Origin of the sequence: Pseudomonas sp. TH49, assembly GCF_016650625.1 — a bacterium.
Taxonomy (GTDB): Bacteria; Pseudomonadota; Gammaproteobacteria; order Pseudomonadales; family Pseudomonadaceae; genus Aquipseudomonas; species Aquipseudomonas fluorescens_H.
Map to the genome: position 1 here is coordinate 2,120,118 of NZ_JAEKFL010000002.1, position 18,332 is coordinate 2,138,449.

The 18,332-nt window shown below is 61.4% G+C and carries 13 protein-coding genes and 1 pseudogene; 12 read left to right on the plus strand and 2 right to left on the minus strand.

Features of this window, described 5'->3' with window-relative positions; genetic code table 11:
• Positions 1–133 precede the first annotated feature (133 nt).
• Positions 134–757: a glutathione S-transferase N-terminal domain-containing protein gene (locus JFU48_RS26780; protein WP_103484133.1), complete on the minus strand. Its 624-nt coding sequence runs from the start codon at positions 755–757 to the stop codon at positions 134–136.
• Positions 758–1,870: 1,113 nt separating this feature from the next.
• On the opposite strand from JFU48_RS26780, the pseudogene JFU48_RS26785 reads away from it, so the two are divergent.
• From JFU48_RS26785 to JFU48_RS26835, 11 genes and pseudogenes are all read left to right on the plus strand, one after another.
• Positions 1,871–2,688: pseudogene (locus JFU48_RS26785) on the plus strand (energy transducer TonB).
• Between the two features lie 46 nt (positions 2,689–2,734).
• On the plus strand, positions 2,735–3,442 hold the full coding sequence (locus tag JFU48_RS26790; protein WP_003223576.1) for a MotA/TolQ/ExbB proton channel family protein: 708 nt from the start codon (positions 2,735–2,737) through the stop codon (positions 3,440–3,442).
• Positions 3,442–3,843: an ExbD/TolR family protein gene (locus JFU48_RS26795; RefSeq protein WP_003223575.1), complete on the plus strand. Its 402-nt coding sequence runs from the start codon at positions 3,442–3,444 to the stop codon at positions 3,841–3,843. The genes JFU48_RS26790 and JFU48_RS26795 overlap by 1 nt, the downstream gene beginning before the upstream one ends.
• Positions 3,844–4,050: 207 nt before the next feature.
• Positions 4,051–6,762, plus strand: a complete 2,712-nt coding sequence (locus JFU48_RS26800; RefSeq protein WP_201138203.1) for a TonB-dependent receptor — start codon at positions 4,051–4,053, stop codon at positions 6,760–6,762.
• Between the two features lie 223 nt (positions 6,763–6,985).
• A complete protein-coding gene (locus JFU48_RS26805) occupies positions 6,986–8,851 on the plus strand; it encodes an extracellular solute-binding protein (RefSeq protein ID WP_201138204.1) in 1,866 nt (621 codons plus the stop codon).
• Between the two features lies 1 nt (position 8,852).
• The gene (locus JFU48_RS26810; protein WP_201138205.1) at positions 8,853–9,917 is read left to right on the plus strand and encodes a microcin C ABC transporter permease YejB; all 1,065 of its coding nucleotides are present in this window, start codon (positions 8,853–8,855) and stop codon (positions 9,915–9,917) included.
• On the plus strand, positions 9,917–10,939 hold the full coding sequence (locus tag JFU48_RS26815; protein ID WP_201138206.1) for an ABC transporter permease: 1,023 nt from the start codon (positions 9,917–9,919) through the stop codon (positions 10,937–10,939). The genes JFU48_RS26810 and JFU48_RS26815 overlap by 1 nt, the downstream gene beginning before the upstream one ends.
• A 14-nt stretch (positions 10,940–10,953) precedes the next feature.
• On the plus strand, positions 10,954–12,639 hold the full coding sequence (locus JFU48_RS26820; RefSeq protein ID WP_201138207.1) for an ABC transporter ATP-binding protein: 1,686 nt from the start codon (positions 10,954–10,956) through the stop codon (positions 12,637–12,639).
• A gap of 116 nt (positions 12,640–12,755) precedes the next feature.
• Positions 12,756–13,277 carry a DUF3455 domain-containing protein gene (locus JFU48_RS26825; RefSeq protein WP_201138208.1) on the plus strand — a complete coding sequence of 174 codons (522 nt, stop codon included), beginning with the start codon at positions 12,756–12,758 and terminating at the stop codon, positions 13,275–13,277.
• 179 nt (positions 13,278–13,456) lie between these two features.
• Positions 13,457–13,990, plus strand: coding sequence for a sigma-70 family RNA polymerase sigma factor (locus tag JFU48_RS26830; RefSeq protein ID WP_201138209.1), 534 nt, complete (start codon positions 13,457–13,459; stop codon positions 13,988–13,990).
• Positions 13,987–14,688: an anti-sigma factor gene (locus JFU48_RS26835; protein WP_003223560.1), complete on the plus strand. Its 702-nt coding sequence runs from the start codon at positions 13,987–13,989 to the stop codon at positions 14,686–14,688. Before JFU48_RS26830 ends, JFU48_RS26835 begins: the two co-directional genes overlap by 4 nt.
• Before the next feature lie 7 nt (positions 14,689–14,695).
• Here JFU48_RS26835 and JFU48_RS26840 read toward each other — a convergent pair whose 3' ends face one another.
• Positions 14,696–15,787: a DUF1615 domain-containing protein gene (locus tag JFU48_RS26840; protein ID WP_201138210.1), complete on the minus strand. Its 1,092-nt coding sequence runs from the start codon at positions 15,785–15,787 to the stop codon at positions 14,696–14,698.
• A 257-nt stretch (positions 15,788–16,044) separates the two neighbouring features.
• Between JFU48_RS26840 and JFU48_RS26845 the strand changes: the two genes are divergently transcribed.
• A complete protein-coding gene (locus tag JFU48_RS26845) occupies positions 16,045–18,249 on the plus strand; it encodes a TonB-dependent receptor (RefSeq protein ID WP_201138211.1) in 2,205 nt (734 codons plus the stop codon).
• Positions 18,250–18,332: the final 83 nt, after the last annotated feature.

Genomic DNA, 18,332 nt, shown 5'->3' on the forward strand with positions numbered 1-18,332 from the left:
AGCCCTGTGGCGAGGGGATTTATCCCCGATGGGGCGCGAAGCACCCCCAGAAAAGCCGGGACCGCTTCGCAGTCCATCGGGGATAAATCCCCTCACCACAGAGTTCACTCCTACATTTTGGTTTATGGGGTGTTCAGGAAGGCCAATGCCGGGCAAATACCGGCGCCAGCACCGGGTGCCGGTCAATGCGCTGCAACCACGCATGAAACCCCGGCCGCGTCTGGCGCAGATGCTCGCGACTCCCCGCCCAACGCGTCACCACGGCCGCCAGCACGTCCAGTGCTCCCGGTTTTTCGTCGTCCAGATACAGTTCGGCGGAAAACTGGTCGGCGAACACCTCCCAACTCCAGTGCAAACGCTCGCGGGCGCCGGCCATCAGGTTTTGCCGTGAGGCCTCGTCGGGCATCACCAGCCAGCGCTCGGGGTAATCGATGACGCCGATGGCCGCGTAGCAATTGCTGACGATGTAGACCATGCCGCGAATCGCCTGATCGCGGTCCGCCGGCTTGTCCGGCAACAGGCCGGATTCGGGAAAGCTCAGGCCCAGGTGAATCAGAATCGCCACACTCTCGGTGATCGCACTGCCATCGGGCAATTGCAGGGTCGGCACCTGCTTCAGTGGATTAAGCAGCGCCAGTGCCTCGGCGGCTTCGCTCGAGGCCTGGCTATCGATGAAGCGGTAGGCGATCTGGCACAACTCCAGCGCCGCTTCGATCGCGGCAGCACCTGAATTGAGATGTCCGTAAAGTTGATACATGTCCCCTCCTCGATCTCGACAGGTCTGGTGTAGCCCTATTTATAGCGGGTGTATCGGCTTTGGCACATTTTTTCCATGCACTCGCGACTTGCGAATTTAAACCTCGCAAAACAGCGCTGGCGGTGCCCATCCCGCACCAAGAGCAATCATCGAACGCTATCCGCGTTCTTGTAAGGTGCGATACCGAACCAAAAGTTCGCGTATCCGAGCTGGCAACAAGGAGGTCACTGCGTGAATCTTCAATCGTTCTGCCGCATCACTACTGCCTGTGGGTATCAATTGGCGCAACGCCGAGTTCACCGCCACAGTCCCGGCAATCAATACCTTTATCTTATTACCTGAACCCGACACTCCTGCACTGCGTTTGGCGCCATTGGCTGCGCCAGCGGCAATACACTATTTATTTTTTAAATACACCGCATGAAGTTATTGCACAAACGATCAATCGATGACTGGCAACAGGATTGTCTAACAATAACTTAAGGCTTTTTATTATTGCACCAAAAGCGCACTCCCGAGCATAACTAACCAACATTTAAAACAGTGATTTCAATTGAACAAGAACAAGGAATACAGCCTGTGACCCGCTAATCCATTGACCCGCACCAAATCAGTCCGCCGCGCACCATCAAGTGCCTTGGCAGACTCGAGTTCAGCGGCTCTATCTGGCTGATCCGCCGGATACAGCGCCAGGCCTGACTCGCCTGTAAAAAAGCCCCGGGATTCGGGGCCGTGGACAGTCACGCATTAAAGAAAACTTGGACCACCAGTAAAACTTATATAAATGCGACACGGGTAACAGCCATGAAATAACCGCTGTACATTTGCGCAACATTTGGCACAGCGGTTGCAAAACAAAATTTGAGTAATCAACTGTAGGAGCTGCCGAAGGCTCGGGCCGCTCCTACATAAAGCACAAGAACAACCAGGGAATGGCTAATGAACACTCGAAGTCGATGGCTCTAAGCCAGTAACTGTAAGCAAGCCCTGTTCAATAGATAGTTCAACTATCGGCTTGCGTACACCTTGAAGAAAGTTGCACCCATCCACTCGAACATCCCCCCTATGTTCGGACGGCACCTTATTGCCCTTCATCAACCCGAGGGAGCTTTAATGAACGATGCGGTAAAGCACAGAACCCTGCCGGGGCCGTTACGGCAAACGCCAATCCCGCCGCCACCGGACAGGCCGGTTTTCGCAGCCAACACGTCGCAACCCGGCGGGTTGAATAAACAGCAGATGCTGTTGCTGGTAGCGGTATCGGCGCTGATACACGGCGGCGCCTGGTGGTTTCTCCAGCAGACTCGACCCGAGCCCCTTCCGACACCGCCGCAGATCCCGGAAATGACTGTCGAGCTGAGCAGCCCGACACCGCCTGCGCCGCCCACGCCGGAGCCACCACCGCCACCCCCTCCACCTCCGGAGCCTGAACAACCGGTGGAGGACGAAGATGCGGTCAAGCCACCGCCCAAACCGGTGGAGAAGCCCAAGCCGATCGAAAAGCCGAAGCCGCTCGAAAAGCCCAAACCGGTGAAAAAGTCGAGCCACCGAAAGCTCCGCCTGCCCCGGCACAACCGGCCGCTCCCGCTGCGCCGGCGACACCAAGCGCGCCACCGGCCCCTGCCGCCGCGCCCGGCCCGGTCAAGGAATCGGCAGCGATTTCCGGTCTCGCCAGCCTCGGCAACCCACCGCCGGAGTACCCGTCGCTGGCGCTGCGGCGCAATTGGGAAGGCAGCGTGGTGCTGCGCATTCAGGTGCTGGCCAACGGTCGCGCCGGTTCGGTCACGGTGACCAAGTCCAGCGGCAAGCCGCAACTGGATGACGCCGCCGTCGCGGCGGTGAAGAACTGGAAGTTCATTCCGGCCAAGCGCGGTGATACGCCGATTGACGGCTTCGCCACCCAGACCATCGATTTCAAATTGCCGCAATAACGGCAGACCCAACTCATAACCGACTTAATGCAAGCGAGGTGTAGCCATGAACTCTTCACTGTCTTCGATGATTGTCCCCGGTGTGCTCTGGGGCCTGGTGCTGTTTTCCGTGGTCAGCTGGGCAATCCTGCTGGTCAAGTCGGCGCAATACCTGCGCCAGAAAGCCCAGAACAAACAATTCAGCAAAGCCTTCTGGGGCGCGCCGGATCTGCTCACTGCCGCCGAACACGCCAGCCAGTATCCGGGCTCGCTGGCGCGCATCGCCAGCAGCGGTTTCGAAGCCTTGCTGGTGGAAGAATCGCCGCGCACCACGCAACAACTGGCGCACACCATCAACCGTTCCGATCGCCTGGAACGCAACCTGCGCCAGCAGATCCAGAAAGAACGCCGCTCCCTGGAAAACGGTCAGGCGATCCTCGCCAGTATCGGCAGCACCGCGCCGTTCATTGGTCTGTTCGGCACCGTATGGGGAATCATGGAAGCCCTGCAAAGCATTGGCGAAACCGGTTCGGCCAGCCTTGAGGCGGTCGCCGGCCCCATCGGCCATGCACTGATCGCCACTGGCGTGGGGATCGCCGTCGCGGTTCCGGCGGTGCTGATTTACAACTTCTTCCTGCGCCGCCTGAAACTCGCTTCGGCAGACATGGATGACTTCGCCCACGACTTCGACGCCCTCGCTTCACGCAGCGCGTTTTCCATCAGCCGTCAGGCCATCGCCAGCAAAACCACAGCCGCCGTGCGGGAGGCCAGCTGATGTCCTTTTCCACGCAAGACAGCGATGAAGTGCTCAGCGAAATGAACGTCACGCCGCTGGTGGACGTGATGCTCGTGCTGCTGGTGGTGTTCATCGTCACCGCGCCGCTGATGACCAACGCGATCAAGGTCAACCTGCCGAAAACCGACGCCGTCGCCCCCGCCGAGAAGAAAGACCCGGTGGTGGTCAGCGTCGATCAGGACGGCAAGTTCTATCTGGCAAAAACCGAACTGGCGCCGGAATCGCTGGAAGCCAGCCTCAAGGAGGTCAAGGCCAAGGACGCCGAAGTGCGCGTGCAGCTGCAGGCCGACGCCAACGTCAATTACGGCCAGGTGGCCAAGGCCATGGCGTCCATCGAGCGCTCGGGCATCAGCAAGATTTCGGTGATGACCACCCACTGAGTGCGGTGCCGGGCGCGCGTTGAGAAGCGCGCCCGGCACCGCTGAAGAATCCCGTCGCAATCAGCCGACCGAAAAAACGCAACGCGTGTTCGGAGGGGATCGGCTTGCTTGAAGAAAGTGGTTTTTCGCGGCGCGGCACCCCCGTGACCTGCGCAATCAGGGCTCACAAGGCCATTTCGATAACGTCTAATAAAGTCGGAAACAACCATGCTGATGAACACTCCACGCTTTACGCTCAAACCTTTGGTGGCCACGATCTCTCGTCACCGTTTTGTTCCGTTGTATCTGGTGGCCATGGGGATGGGCGCCGGGACAGTGCAAGCCGCCGAGGATGACAACGCGGCCGTGCCCGCTGCGGCAGCGGTGGTGGCGCCGACCACGCAACTGCAACGGGTGGAAGTGACCGGTTCGGCGATTCGCCGGGTCGATGCGGAAACGGCTGTGCCGATCACCATTCTCAAGGCCGATGAGCTGCGCAAACAGGGCGTGACCACCACCGCCGAACTGGTGCAGCGGATCACCGGCAGCCAGTCGATCAACAACAGCGCCGGTTCGGTCGGCGCCGCCACCGGTGGCGCTTCGTTTGCCGACATGCGCGGCATCGGCGCGAACAAGACCCTGGTGCTGCTCAACGGTCGACGGCTGGCCAACAATGCCTTGTCCGGCACCAACTCGGCCGGCGGCGCGGTGGATCTGAACATGATCCCGTTTGCCGCCATCGAGCGCGTGGAGGTCCTGCGCGACGGCGCGTCGGCCCTCTACGGCACCGACGCCATCGGCGGCGTGATCAACTTCATCACCAAGAAATCCATGACCGACGGCCAGTTGACCCTCGGTGGCGAAACCCCGACCCACAGCGGCGGTGGCGCCACCAAAGACATGAGCGCCAGCTGGGGCTACGGTGATCTGGAACAAGACCGCTTCAACGTGCTCGGCGTGTTCAACTACAACAAGCAGCAGAACCTCGACGCCAACGACCGCTCCTTCGCCCGCGACTATGTGCCCGACCGCGGTCTGGATCAGACCTCCGGCACCGCGTTCCCGGGCAACTACAGCCAGAACGGCAACGCCACCAACCCGTTGGCCAACAGCAATTGCAACGGCCCCAATCTGGTGGCGCGCGACGGTTTGTGCCGCTTCAGCACCCGCGAATACATCGACCTGATTCCGCAAACCGAAAAGACGTCGTTCTTCGGCAAGACCACCGGCAAGCTGGCGGATGACCACAACGTCAACCTCGAATACTTCTGGTCGCGCAACAACAACGCCACAGCGGTCGGCCCGGCACCGCTCACTGGCCTGAGCCTGGATTCCTCGTCGCCCTACTACCCCGGCAACGGCATCACGCCCGGCCCGACCGGCTTCGCCCTCGACCCGACGCAACCGGTCGATGTCAACTGGCGCGAGACTGCTGCCGGCCCGCGCGAATCGAAAGACCAGAACACCAGCCAGCGCTTTCTGCTGAGCTTCGACGGTCTGGTCGGCGGCTGGGATTACAACGTCGGCGCCTCGTACAACCAGAACAAAATCGTCTCCAGCGTCACCAGCGGTTATGTCAGCGATCAGGCGATGATCAACGGTCTGGCCAGCGGTCTGCTCAACCCGTTCGGCCCGCAATCCGCCGCCGGTCAGCAGTACATCGACCAGGCCATGTATCACGGCGCCTATTCCACCGCTGTCGGCCGCGTGGCCGGTTTCGACGGACGCATCAGCCGCGAGATCGGCGACTGGTTCGGTGCCGGCCCTTCCGGTCTGGCACTGGGTGGCGAGTACCGCAAAGAGAAATTCCACCAGGACTTCGAACAGTTTGCCGGTGACATTCAGAGCCTCGGCATCGACCCCAACGGCAGTGTCGAAGGCGACCGCAGCGTCAAAGCTGCCTACGCAGAAATCAACGTACCGGTGCTCGACAGCCTCGAACTGTCCGCCGCCGTGCGCCACGACAAATACAGCGACTTCGGCAGCACCACCAACCCGAAATATTCGTTCCGTTATCAGCCGCTCAAAGAGCTGGTGGTGCGCGGCGCGTACAGTGAAGGTTTCCGTGCGCCGTCACTCTACGAGCTGTATTCGCCGCGCAGCATCACCTACACCCAGGGCTACTACAACGACCCGGTGCTGTGTACCGGTGGCGTGGTGCAACCGGGCGGCAACGGCGGGCGCGATTGCGGCCAGCAGTTCCTCAACCAGATTGGCGGCAACGAAGATCTCGCCCCGGAGAAAGCGCGCAACGTGACGCTGGGCTTCGTCTACCAACCGGTCAGCAACCTGTCGGTGGGTCTGGATTTCTGGTGGATTCACATTTCCAACCAGATCCAGCCGTTCCCCGAATCCACCGTGTTCGATCAGGCCGGCAGCTACCCGGATCGCTTCGTGCGCAACGCCGACGGCACGCTCAACTACATCGTCACCGGCAACGCCAACCTCGGCATCGTCGAGACCAACGGTGTCGATGTATCGCTGGATTACCGCTTCCCGAACACCCCTTACGGCCAGTTCGGTCTGGGGCTGCAAGGCACCTACGTCGACAGTTACGACTTTCAGAGCACCATCAAGGGCCCGTTCACCGACAAGGTCGGCGACTTCGAAGGGGACGGGGTGATCGCGCGCTGGAAACACAACCTCACCGGCAGCTGGACCTTCGGCGCGGCTCGCGCGTCGCTGACCAACCGCTTCACCACCGGCTACAACGACTACGACCGCGATACCCATGCGCGCGTCGCGTCGTATTCGGTGTGGGACCTGTCGGCCGGCTACACCTTCAACAAGGTGCTGGACGTGGATGCGGGGATGAAGAACATGTTCGACCGCAACCCGCCTTTCACCAACCAGGCCTACAACTTCCAGAGCGGCTATGACCCGCGCTACACCGACCCGCTGGGCCGCACGCTGTTTGCGCGCATGACGTATCACTTCTGACCGAGAGCACCGCAACTCCTTGTGGGAGCAGCCTTTTGTGGTGAGGGGATTCATCCCCGATGGGGTGCGAAGCGCCCCAAAAACCTGCAACTGCGGATGACCAGAAACACCGCATGCAATGGGTTTGCGACAGCTTCGCAGCCGGTCGGGGATAAATCCCCTCACCACAGGGCCCACTCCCACAGTTTGAACTGTGTTGCTTCAGGGACAGAGGAAAAACTTCATGAGATTCATGCGCAACATGGCAGGCCTGCTGCTCGGCGGCGTTTTGCTCTGCGCCGCCGTGCCGGCAATGGCCGCCGGCAGCTACGCAATGACGGTATACGGCGAGGCGCCGAAGTATCCGGCGGGTTTCGAGCATTTCGATTTCGTCGATCCGCACGCGCCCAAGGGTGGTTCGCTCAGTCGCGCGTCGATGGAAATCGGTCAGTACAACTACATCACTCCGTATGCCGATCAAGGCATTTCCGTGGTGCAGGTCAACGACTGGGTGTATGCGCCTCTGGCGTTCCGTTCGCTCGACGAGCCCTACACCGTTTACGGTCTGGTCGCGCAACAGATGGAGCGCGATCCCGAAGGGCTCTGGGTGCGTTTCACCCTGAACCCCAAGGCCCGCTTCGCCGACGGCACGCCGATCACCGCCGAGGACGTGCGCTACACCTTCAACCTGCTGATGACCAAAGGCAGCCTGAGCTATCGCCAGCAATACGCCGATGTGCAGGAGGTGCTGATCGAGAATCCGCGGCAGATTCGTTTCACTTTCAAGAACAACCTCAACCGCACTTTGGCGCTGGATCTGGCGACGCTGCGCGTGGTACCCGAGCACTGGTGGCAGACTCGCGATTTCGCCAACGGCGGCGGCTTCGAGCCACCGCTAGGCAGCGGCCCGTATCGGGTGAGCAAGGTCGACGCGGGGCGCAGCATCAGTTTCCAGCGCGACCCGGACTGGTGGGGCAAAGACCTGCCGGTCAGTCGCGGGATGTACAACTTCGACACGCTCACGGTGAATTTCTACGGCGACACCGACGTCGCCCGCCAGCTGTTGCAGGCCGGGGCGTTCGACTACAACCGCGAGTTTTCCTCATCCGGTTATGTGGTGGGTTACGACAGCCCGGCGCTGCGTGACGGGCGCTTGCAACAGGCGATCCTCGCCCCGGAAAAACCGACGGCGGCCCAAGGCTTCGTGTTCAACCTGCAAAACCCGATTTTTCAGGATCGCCGCGTGCGTCAGGCGATCAGCCTGCTGTGGGATTTCGAATGGACCAATAAGCAGATGATGCGCGGCTTCTACGTGCGCCAGAACAGCTTCTGGCCGAAGAGTGAAATGGCCGCCACCGCCCTGCCTGACGCCGAGGAACTGAAGATCCTCGAACCGTTGCGCGGGCAGATTCCCGACGAGGTGTTCACCACGGTGTATCAGGCGCCGAAAACCGACGGCAGCGGCTACATCCGCGACAAGCAGTTGCAAGCCCTGAAGCTGCTCGCCGAGGCCGGCTGGACGCCGCACAACAATCGGCTGCTCAACGCCGCCGGTGAACCGCTGGAGTTCACCTTCCTCGACGGTCAGGGCGGTTTTGATCGCATGCTGTTGCCGTTCAAACGCACCCTCGCGCAGATCGGCATCACCCTGAATTTGCGCCGGATCGACTCGGCGCAATACGTCAATCGGCTCAATGCCCGCGACTACGACATGATCGTCACCAGTTTTCCGCGCAGTGGCGATCCGATCGTCTCCCCCGGCCGCGAGCTGTACAGCCTGTACGCCTCGCAAAGTGCCACGCAAGTCGGCAGTTCGAACTCGATGGTGTTGGCCAACCCGGCGGTCGATCAACTGATCGACGGGCTGGTCAAGGCCGACACCCGCGAAGCCATGGTGCATTACGCCCGCGCCCTCGACCGGGTGCTGCAATGGGGTTACTACATGATTCCCAACTACTACTCCAAAGGCACGCCGACGGTGTATCAGAACCGCTTCGGCATGCCGCCGGTGCAACCGGCGTACGACGAAGGCCTCAACACCTGGTGGGAGGTCTCGGCCAAGCCGTTGACCACGCAACAGATGCACACCCAGCTCGCGGGGGGCCAGTGACATGCTGCGTTATCTGAGTCGACGCTTGCTGCTGATCATCCCCACGCTGCTGTGCATTCTGGTGGTCAATTTCCTGATTGTGCAGGCCGCGCCGGGCGGCCCGGTGGAGCAAGCCATTGCGCGCCTGCAAGGTTTCGGCGGACACAGCATGGGCGGCGGTGGCGAAGTCGCCGCGGTTGGCGGTGCCGGGCGCAGCAGCCGCGGCCTCGATCCGGCGCTGATCGAGGAAATCAAACACCACTACGGCTTCGACAAGCCGATGCACGAACGCCTGTGGCTGATGCTGAAAAACTACGCACAGCTGGATCTGGGCAGCAGTTTTTTTCGCGGCGCCAAGGTCACCGATCTGATCGCCCAGAAGCTGCCGGTGTCGTTGTCGCTCGGCCTGTGGGCGACGCTGATCACCTACCTGATTTCAATTCCGCTGGGCATCCGCAAAGCAATCAGGAACGGCAGCGCATTCGATGTCTGGAGCAGCACCGCGATCATCATCGGCTACGCGATGCCGGCGTTTCTGTTTGCGATTCTGCTGATCGTGGTGTTCGCCGGCGGCAGCTACGTCAACTGGTTTCCGGTGCAGGGCCTGGTGTCGGACAACTTCGACAGCCTTAGTACATTGGGCAAGGTCGGCGACTACCTCTGGCACCTGGTGCTGCCGGTCACGGCGCTGGTGATCGGTGGGTTCGCCACCCTGACCATCCTCACCAAAAACAGCTTTCTCAACGAGATCAGCCGCCAGTACGTGATCACCGCGCGGGCCAAGGGTCTGACCGAGCGCCGCGTGCTCTACGGCCACGTATTTCGCAACGCGATGCTGCTGGTGGTGGCCGGGGTGCCCTCGGCGCTGATCGAGGTGTTCTTCGCCGGTTCCTTGCTGATCGAAACCATCTTCAACCTCGACGGCCTCGGGCGCATGAGTTACGAGGCGGCGGTGTCGCGCGACTACCCGGTGGTGTTCGGCGCGTTGTTCCTGTTCACCCTGTTCGGCCTGTTGATCAAGCTGATCGGCGACCTCAGCTACACCCTGCTCGACCCGCGCATCGACTTCTCGGCGAGGACTGCCTGATGTTCACACTTTCTCCTCTGGGTCAGCGCCGGGTCGCGCAGTTCAAGGCCAATCGCCGTGGGCGCTGGTCGTTGTGGCTGTTCCTCGGGCTGTGCCTGATCTGCCTCGGTGGCGAACTCATCGCCAACGACAAGCCGTTGGTGATCCGCTACCACGACGCCTGGTACTTCCCGATCCTCAGCGATTACCTGGAAACCGATTTCGGCGGCGAGCTGCCGTTCCAGCCGGATTACGCCAGCGCTTACGTGCACTCGCTGATCGAGGATCAGGGCGGCTGGATGCTGTTTCCGCCGATCCCGTTCAGCTACGACACGGTCAATTACGACCTGACTGAACCGGCACCCAGCCCACCCTCTTCAAGCAATTGGCTGGGCACCGACGATCAGGCCCGGGACGTGTTGGCGCGGGTGATTTTCGGCACACGAATTTCGATTCTGTTTGCGCTGATCCTCACCGGCATCAGTGCGTTGGTCGGCATCGTTGCCGGGGCGTTGCAGGGTTATTACGGCGGCTGGGTCGATTTGCTCGGGCAGCGCGTGCTGGAGATCTGGTCGGGGCTGCCGGTGCTGTATCTGCTGATCATCTTGTCCGGGTTTGTCTCGCCAAGTTTCTGGTGGCTGCTGGGGATCATGGCGCTGTTTTCCTGGCTGGCATTGGTGGATGTGGTGCGCGCCGAGTTTCTGCGTGGACGCAATCTGGAATACGTCAAAGCCGCGCGGGCGCTGGGCCTCAACGATAGCGAACTGATGCTGCGGCACATCCTGCCCAACGCGATGACCTCCACCCTGACCTACCTGCCGTTCATTCTGACCGGCGCCATCGCCACCCTCACCGCGCTGGACTTCCTCGGTTTCGGCATGCCCGCCGGGACCGCCTCGCTGGGCGAACTGATCGGCCAGGCCAAGCGCAATCTGCAGGCGCCGTGGCTGGGGCTGACGGCGTTTTTTGCCTTGGCGCTGATTTTGTCTTTATTGGTGTTCATCGGCGAGGCTTGCCGAGATGCGTTTGATCCACGATCTTGATCCAAGGAGCTGACATGCAAAACAATTTGATCGAGATCCGCGACCTGCGTGTTTCCTTTGGCGAACAGACGGTTGTGCACGGTTTGAACCTCGAGATCCGCCGCGGCGAATGCCTGGCGCTGGTCGGTGAGTCCGGCTCGGGCAAGTCGGTCACGGCACATTCGATTTTGCGCCTGTTGCCGGGGAAAACCGTCAGCAGCAGCGGTTCGATTGCTTACAACGGGGTGAACTTGCTGGACGCCAGCGAGCAGCAGATGCGCGGTTTGCGCGGCAACCGGATTGCGATGATTTTCCAGGAGCCGATGACCTCGCTCAATCCACTGCACACCGTGGAACGACAGGTCAGCGAAGTGCTGGAGATTCACAAGGGCCTCAAGGGCCGCGCCGCCCGTGAGCGCACTTTGGAATTGCTCGAACTGGTGGGCATTCGCCAACCTCTACAGCGCTTGAAAGCCTACCCGCATCAGCTCTCCGGCGGTCAGCGGCAACGGGTGATGATTGCGATGGCGCTGGCCAATGAGCCGGAACTGCTGATCGCCGATGAGCCGACCACGGCGCTGGACGTCACCGTGCAGCAGAAGATTCTCGAGCTGCTGATCGAGCTGCAACAGCGGCTCGGCATGTCGATGCTGCTGATCAGTCATGATCTCAATCTGGTGCGGCGCATCGCGCAACGGGTGTGCGTGATGCGCCACGGCGAAATCGTCGAACAGGCCGCCTGCGAGACGCTGTTTCGCGCGCCGCAGCACCCTTACAGCCGCTTGCTGATCGAGGCTGAACCGAGCGGTGCGCCGGTGCCGAGTCCGTACCAGCACAACCTGCTGGAAGTCGATGATCTGAAGGTCTGGTTTGCCCTGCCCAAGGCCTTGTTCAGTCGTTCGCAGGCGTACATCAAAGCGGTGGACGGGGTCAGTTTCCGCTTGCAACGCGGCAAGACGCTGGGGATTGTCGGCGAGTCCGGTTCGGGCAAATCGACGCTGGGTCAGGCGATCCTGCGGCTGGTGGAATCCGAGGGCGATATCCGCTTCGGCAACAAGCAGTTGAGCCTGCTCAATCAACGCTTGATGCGGCCATTACGGCGGCAGATTCAGGTGGTGTTCCAGGACCCGTTCGGCAGCCTGAGCCCGCGCATGTCGGTGCAGCAGATCATTGCCGAAGGGTTGCTGACCCACGGCATCGGCACCGAGGCCGAGCGCGAAGCAGCGGTGATTCGCGTGCTGGAGGAAGTCGGCCTCGACCCCAAGAGTCGCCATCGCTATCCCCACGAATTCTCCGGCGGTCAACGCCAGCGCATCTCCATCGCCCGCGCACTGGTGCTGGAGCCGGCGCTGATCCTGCTCGACGAACCGACCTCGGCGCTGGATCGCACGGTACAGAAACAAGTGGTGGACCTGTTGCGGCAATTGCAGATCAAGCATGGACTGACGTATCTGTTTATCAGCCATGACCTGGCGGTGGTGCATGCGCTGGCCCATGACTTGATGGTGATCAAGGATGGCAAGGTGGTGGAACAGGGCTCGTCGCGGGAGATTTTTGCCGCACCGCAGCATCCCTATACCCAGGAACTGCTGAAAGCCTCCGGCCTCAAGCCCGCTGAAGCCCCCTGTGGGAGCGAGCTTGCTCGCGAAAGCGGTGGTTCAGATATAAATGAGTCGACTGACACTACGCATTCGCGAGCAAGCTCGCTCCCACAGTTTTGATTTGCAGAGATTGAAAAATATTTGTCGGGCACTGCATCCAAACGCCTCCGCCACGGGTAGTCCCTGTAACAGCCACTGTTGGCTGCCAGCGATCTACCCTTTCGGAGATAACACTGATGAACATCACTCAACTGATTGGCCTCACCGGTTTGCTCGCCCTGTCCTCGACAACCTTCGCCCAAAGCAACTATCCCGACGCAATCAAAGTCCCGGACGGTCACAAGATCGCTCTGGAAACCACCGGCGTCGGCGAGATCACTTACGAATGCCGCGACAAGCCCAACGCGGCCGGGCAGACCGAATGGACTTTCGTCGGCCCGAAAGCGGTGCTCAATGATCGCAGCGGCAAGCAGGTCGGTACCTACTTCGGCCCGCCCGCCACCTGGCAGGCCAAGGACGGTTCGAAAGTCACCGGCACGCAACTGGCAGTCGCCCCGTCGAGCCCGGGCAACCTGCCCTATCAACTGGTCAAGGCCAACCCTGCTGAAGGCAAAGGCGCGATGAGCGGCGTGAGCTACATCCAGCGTGTCGCGCTCAAGGGCGGCGTAGCGCCAGGCAGCGAATGCACGGCGGCGACCAAGGGCAAGCAGGAAGTAGTGAAGTATCAGGCCGACTACATTTTCTGGGCGGCGAACTGACTTTCCGCTCTCGCACAAATCTTCCTTGTGGGAGGGGGCTTGCTCCCGAAGGCGGTGTGTCAGCCACCCTATCGTTCACTGACACACTGCATTCGGGAGCAAGCCCCCTCCCACACAGGCATCCACAGGGACACCCGGGTTGTCTGGATGTTTGCGGAATGTGAGCTAGATTGCACCCCATGTCTTTGCCTGAACCGGTGTTTGATTACGAAGCCCGTCTCGCTGCCTGTGCCCGCGGCGAGCAGTCGGCCCTGCGCGATTTGTACGTGCAGGAAGGCCCGCGCCTGCTCGGCGTTGCAAAACGACTGGTACGTGACGCGGCGCTGGCCGAAGACATCGTGCATGAGGCGTTTATCAAGATCTGGAACGGTGCGGCGCAATTTGATCCGGCGCGCGGTTCAGCGCGCGGCTGGATGTTCAGCGTGACCCGGCATCTGGCGTTGAACCAGCTGCGTGATCAAAGCCGGGAGGCGCCGTTCAACGAAGAACACGATGCCGAGCCTGACGAGGACGCCTTCGATGTGCAGGGCCATTCGGCGCGGATCCATCGTTGTCTGGAACAACTCGACCCGCAGCGGCGAAGCTGCATTCTCCACGCCTATGTCGACGGCTACAGTCATGCACAGATTTCCGCGCGCCTGGACACGCCGCTGGGCACGGTCAAAGCCTGGATCAAACGCAGCCTCAACGCTTTGCGGGAGTGCATGGGATGACCACTGAATCGGCGCAGGAACGTGATGAACTGGCCAGTGAATACGTGCTCGGCACCCTGTCGGCGCCGGAGCGTGAAGCGCTGCAACAGCGCTTGCCCCACGACCCCGAACTGCAAGCGGCGGTGGATGCCTGGGAGCGACGCTTGCTCGACCTGACCGAATTTGCCGGGACGCAGCAGCCTTCGCCGCACTTGTGGCCGCGCATCGAGCGCAGTGTCGAGCGGTTCGCGCAAAAAGCGCCGGCTGCGCCGTCAACCTCGTGGTGGAATCTGCTGCCGCTGTGGCGCGGGCTGAGCGCCGCCGGACTGGCGGCCACGCTGGTATTGGGGGCAATTCTGCTGACACAGACCCCGTCGAAGCCGAATTATCTGGTGGTGCTGGTCGCGCCGCAGGACAAGGCGCCAGGCTGGGTGATTCAGGCCAGTAATCCACGGGAAATTCAGTTGATCCCGCTAGGCGTGGTCGAAGTGCCGGCGGACAAGGCGCTGGAGTTCTGGACCAAGGCTGACGGCTGGCAAGGGCCGGTGTCGCTGGGGCTGGTCAAACCGGGCGAGGCGCTGTCGGTGCCGCTGGACAAGCTGCCGCCGCTGCAACCGAATCAGCTGTTCGAGCTGACGCTGGAAGGCGCCAATGGCTCGCCGATCGGTAAACCGACCGGGCCGATTCAGGCGATTGGTCGCGCGGTCAAAGTGCTGTGACGGCGTCTCACCCGCCCCTCGCCATGCAGCGTTTGTAGCGCTCGTCCACCCGTTTGGCGAACCATGCCGTGGTCAATTTGCGGGTGATTTTCGGGCTCTGCAGCACGATCCCCGGCAACACCGCGCGCGGCAAAGTCTTGCCTTCGGCCTTCTCGGCCAGTTCGAACACTCGTTGATAAAGCTTGGTGTCTTCAAACTCCAGAGTCTTGCCCTTCTCCAGTTGATCGCGAATGGTCGGGTTGCGCATGCCCAGCGACTTGCCGAGGGTGCGCACCGCCAGCTCGGTGCTACCGGGCATGATCGAGTCGTAGCGGATCACATCGCCATCCAGCACCAGCGGGATGCCCGAGGCTCGGCTGACGGCGTTCTGGAACGCGGCATTGCGGCTGGCGTACCAACCAGCGTTGAAGTCGGCAAAGCGGTACAGCGGCTCGCGATAACTCACCGGATAGCCGAGCAAATGGGCGATGCCGAAGTACATGCCGCCACGGCGGGTGAACACTTCGTGGCGGATGGTGCCGTTGACCGGGTACGGATAATCCTTGGTGTGCTGCTCGGCGAATTCGATGCTGACCTGCATCGGCCCGGCGGTGTGTACCGGGTTGAAGCCGCCGAACAAGGTGCGGCCCATCGGCACCATGCCGATGAAGTCGTCGAAGATTGCGCTCAGCTCTTTCTCGCTGCGTGCCGCGTTGAGGCGTTCGCTATAGGTTTTGCCGGTGGGCGAACGCACGGCCAGTGCGGCGCTGACCAGCATTCCGGGGATGTGTGCCTTGCCGGCACGGCGGTCGATTTCGTCACGGGCGATCTTGCCCAGGCCCGGCACCGTCGGGTCGACCTGATAGGTCGATTCCTGCTCGGCGACGGCCAGCACCGAGCACAGATTTTGCGTGGTCGGGCTGATGTGCTGGGCGGCGAGCGCGGCGTAGATGTCGGTGGCCCAGCCCTGACGGTCGGGTACTTTCGCCGGCATCAGCCGCACGATTTCGGCCTTCACTTCGGCGGGCGCACGCGGCGCCGGCGCCTGGCTGCGCTGCCCCGCGCAACCGGCGAGCACCAGCAGCGCGGCGAGGGAAATCAGTAATCGAGGGGTGTGCATGGCGCTCCTTGGCGTGCATTGAGGCGGGTTCACCATACGATCAAAAGTGTGACGCAGGCTAGGACTGTGACCTTTGTGGTGAGGGGATTTATCCCCTCACCACAGGTATCCATTCGAATCTGGAACTTCAGCAAGATAAACCGTTTGCAAAACGTTACTGCGAACTCCTATCATTTGCGCCTGGAGTCGCATTTGCGCAAGGAGTTCCCCGCGCCGTTCAAATTTTCTCATCGGCGGCGCGCCGCCAGGTACGAAACATGTCCACTCCAGCTCGACCCGGTGTTCCTTTTCGCCCAACGCTTCTCGCTTTGCTGTGCTCCCTGACGGTCACTGCCTACGCGGCCGATGAAAACAGCAAGGCGTTGGTGCTCGACAACGTCAACATCAATGCCCAGGCGCTGACGCCCAGCGCCCTGCCCCCGGTTTATTCCGGTGGTCAGGTCGCCCGTGGCGGTCAGCTCGGCGTGCTGGGCAATCAGGACATGATGGATGTGCCGTTCAGTGCCACGTCCTACACCGAACAGCTGATTCAGGACCAGCAGGCCGAAGACGTCGCCGATGTGCTGCTCAACGATTCTTCGGTACGTCAGGCCTCGGGTTTCTCCAACCAGGCGCAGGTGTTCATGATCCGCGGTTTGCCGCTCAACGGCGACGACATTTCCTATAACGGCCTGTACGGCGTGCTGCCGCGGCAGATCATTTCCACCGACGCCCTGGAGCGCGTGGAAGTGTTCAAAGGCCCGAACGCCTTCATCAACGGCGTGACCCCGACCGGCTCCGGCATCGGCGGTGGCGTCAATCTGCAACCCAAGCGCGCCGGCGACGAGCCGTTGCGCCGCTACACCACCGACATCAACAGCGAAGGCCGCATCGGTCAGCACTTCGACATCGGCCAGCGTTTCGGCGAAGACAATCGCTTCGGCGCGCGGATCAACCTGTCCCAGCGCGAAGGCGACACTGGCATCGACCACGAAAACCAGCGCTCGAAACTGTTCAGTCTCGGCCTTGATTATCGCGGTGACGCGCTGCGTATTTCCGGCGACTTCGCCTATCAGAAGGAACGCGTCAACGGTGGCCGCAACTCGGTCAACCTCGGCACCGCCACGCACATTCCGGACGCACCGTCGGCCGACACCAACTACGCGCCGAAGTGGGGTTACACCGACATCGAAGACACCTTCGGCATGCTCCGCGCCGAGTACGATTTGAACGACAACTGGACAGCGTACGTCGCCGGCGGCGCCAAGCACACCCGCGAAGTCGGGCGCTACAATTCGACCACGCTGGTGGGCAACAACGGCGCCTCGTTCACCACCGGCTCGTTCATTCCTCACGATGAAGACAACACCAGCCTGATGGCCGGCCTGAACGGCAAGTTCAACACCGGTGCTGTCAGCCACAAGCTCAACTTCGGCCTCAGCGGTCTGTGGGCCGAGCAGCGCAGCGCCTATGATTTCGACCTGACCAAGTACGCCAACAACATCTACCACCCGGTGGAAACCCCGTCGCCGGTCGGCAACTTTTCCGGAGGCGACGTCAGCGATCCGGGCGTTGTCGGCAAGACCTTCAACCGCAGCCTCGCGCTCTCCGACACTCTCGGCTTCTTCGATGATCGCCTGTTGATCACCGCCGGCCTGCGTCGCCAGCAACTGGTGGTGCAGGGCTACAACTACGCCAGTTACGGCAGCGGCAGCCGCAAGTCGAGCTACGACGAATCGATCACCACGCCGGTCTACGGCATCGTGTTCAAGCCGTGGGAGCACGTGTCGTTCTACGCCAACCACATCGAAGGACTGGCACAGGGTCCGACTTCGCCGACCAGCACCGGTGGCTTCCAGGTAACCAACGGCAACGAAGTCTACGCGCCGGCACGCTCCAAGCAGACCGAGGCCGGAGTCAAAGTCGACATGGGCACTTACGGTGCGAGCCTGGGCGTGTATCGCATCGAGCAGCCAAGCGATGGTTACTGTGAAATCAACAGTGCCACCACTTGCACCTACGTGCGTGAAGGCGAGCAGATCAACAAAGGCGTGGAAATGAACGTCTTCGGCGAGCCGATCAGCGGCCTGCGCCTGCTCAGTGGCGTGACCGTGATGCACACCGAACTGAAGAACACCCAGAACGGCACCAACGACGGTAACCGTGCCATTGGCGTGCCGAGCTTCCAGTTCAACGCCGGCGCCGACTGGGATGTACCGGGCCTGCAAGGCGTGGCGCTGAATGCGCGGATGCTGCGCACCGGCGGCCAATATGCCGACGCAGCCAACAACCTTAGTCTGCCGACCTGGAACCGCTTCGACGCGGGTGCGCGTTACGCGTTCAAGGTCTCGCAGAAAGACGTGACCCTGCGTCTGGGCGTCGAAAACCTGGCCAACAAGAAATACTGGGAATCGGCGCAGGGTGGCTATCTGACTCAGGGTGAGCCGCGCGTGGCGAAGTTGTCGGGGACCATCGATTTCTAAACGTCATCCCTTCGTAACAAGGGCCCCGCAGCTTTGCCGTTGCGGGGCCTTTTTTTGCGCCGGGTCATAAGCCCCCTTCGCGA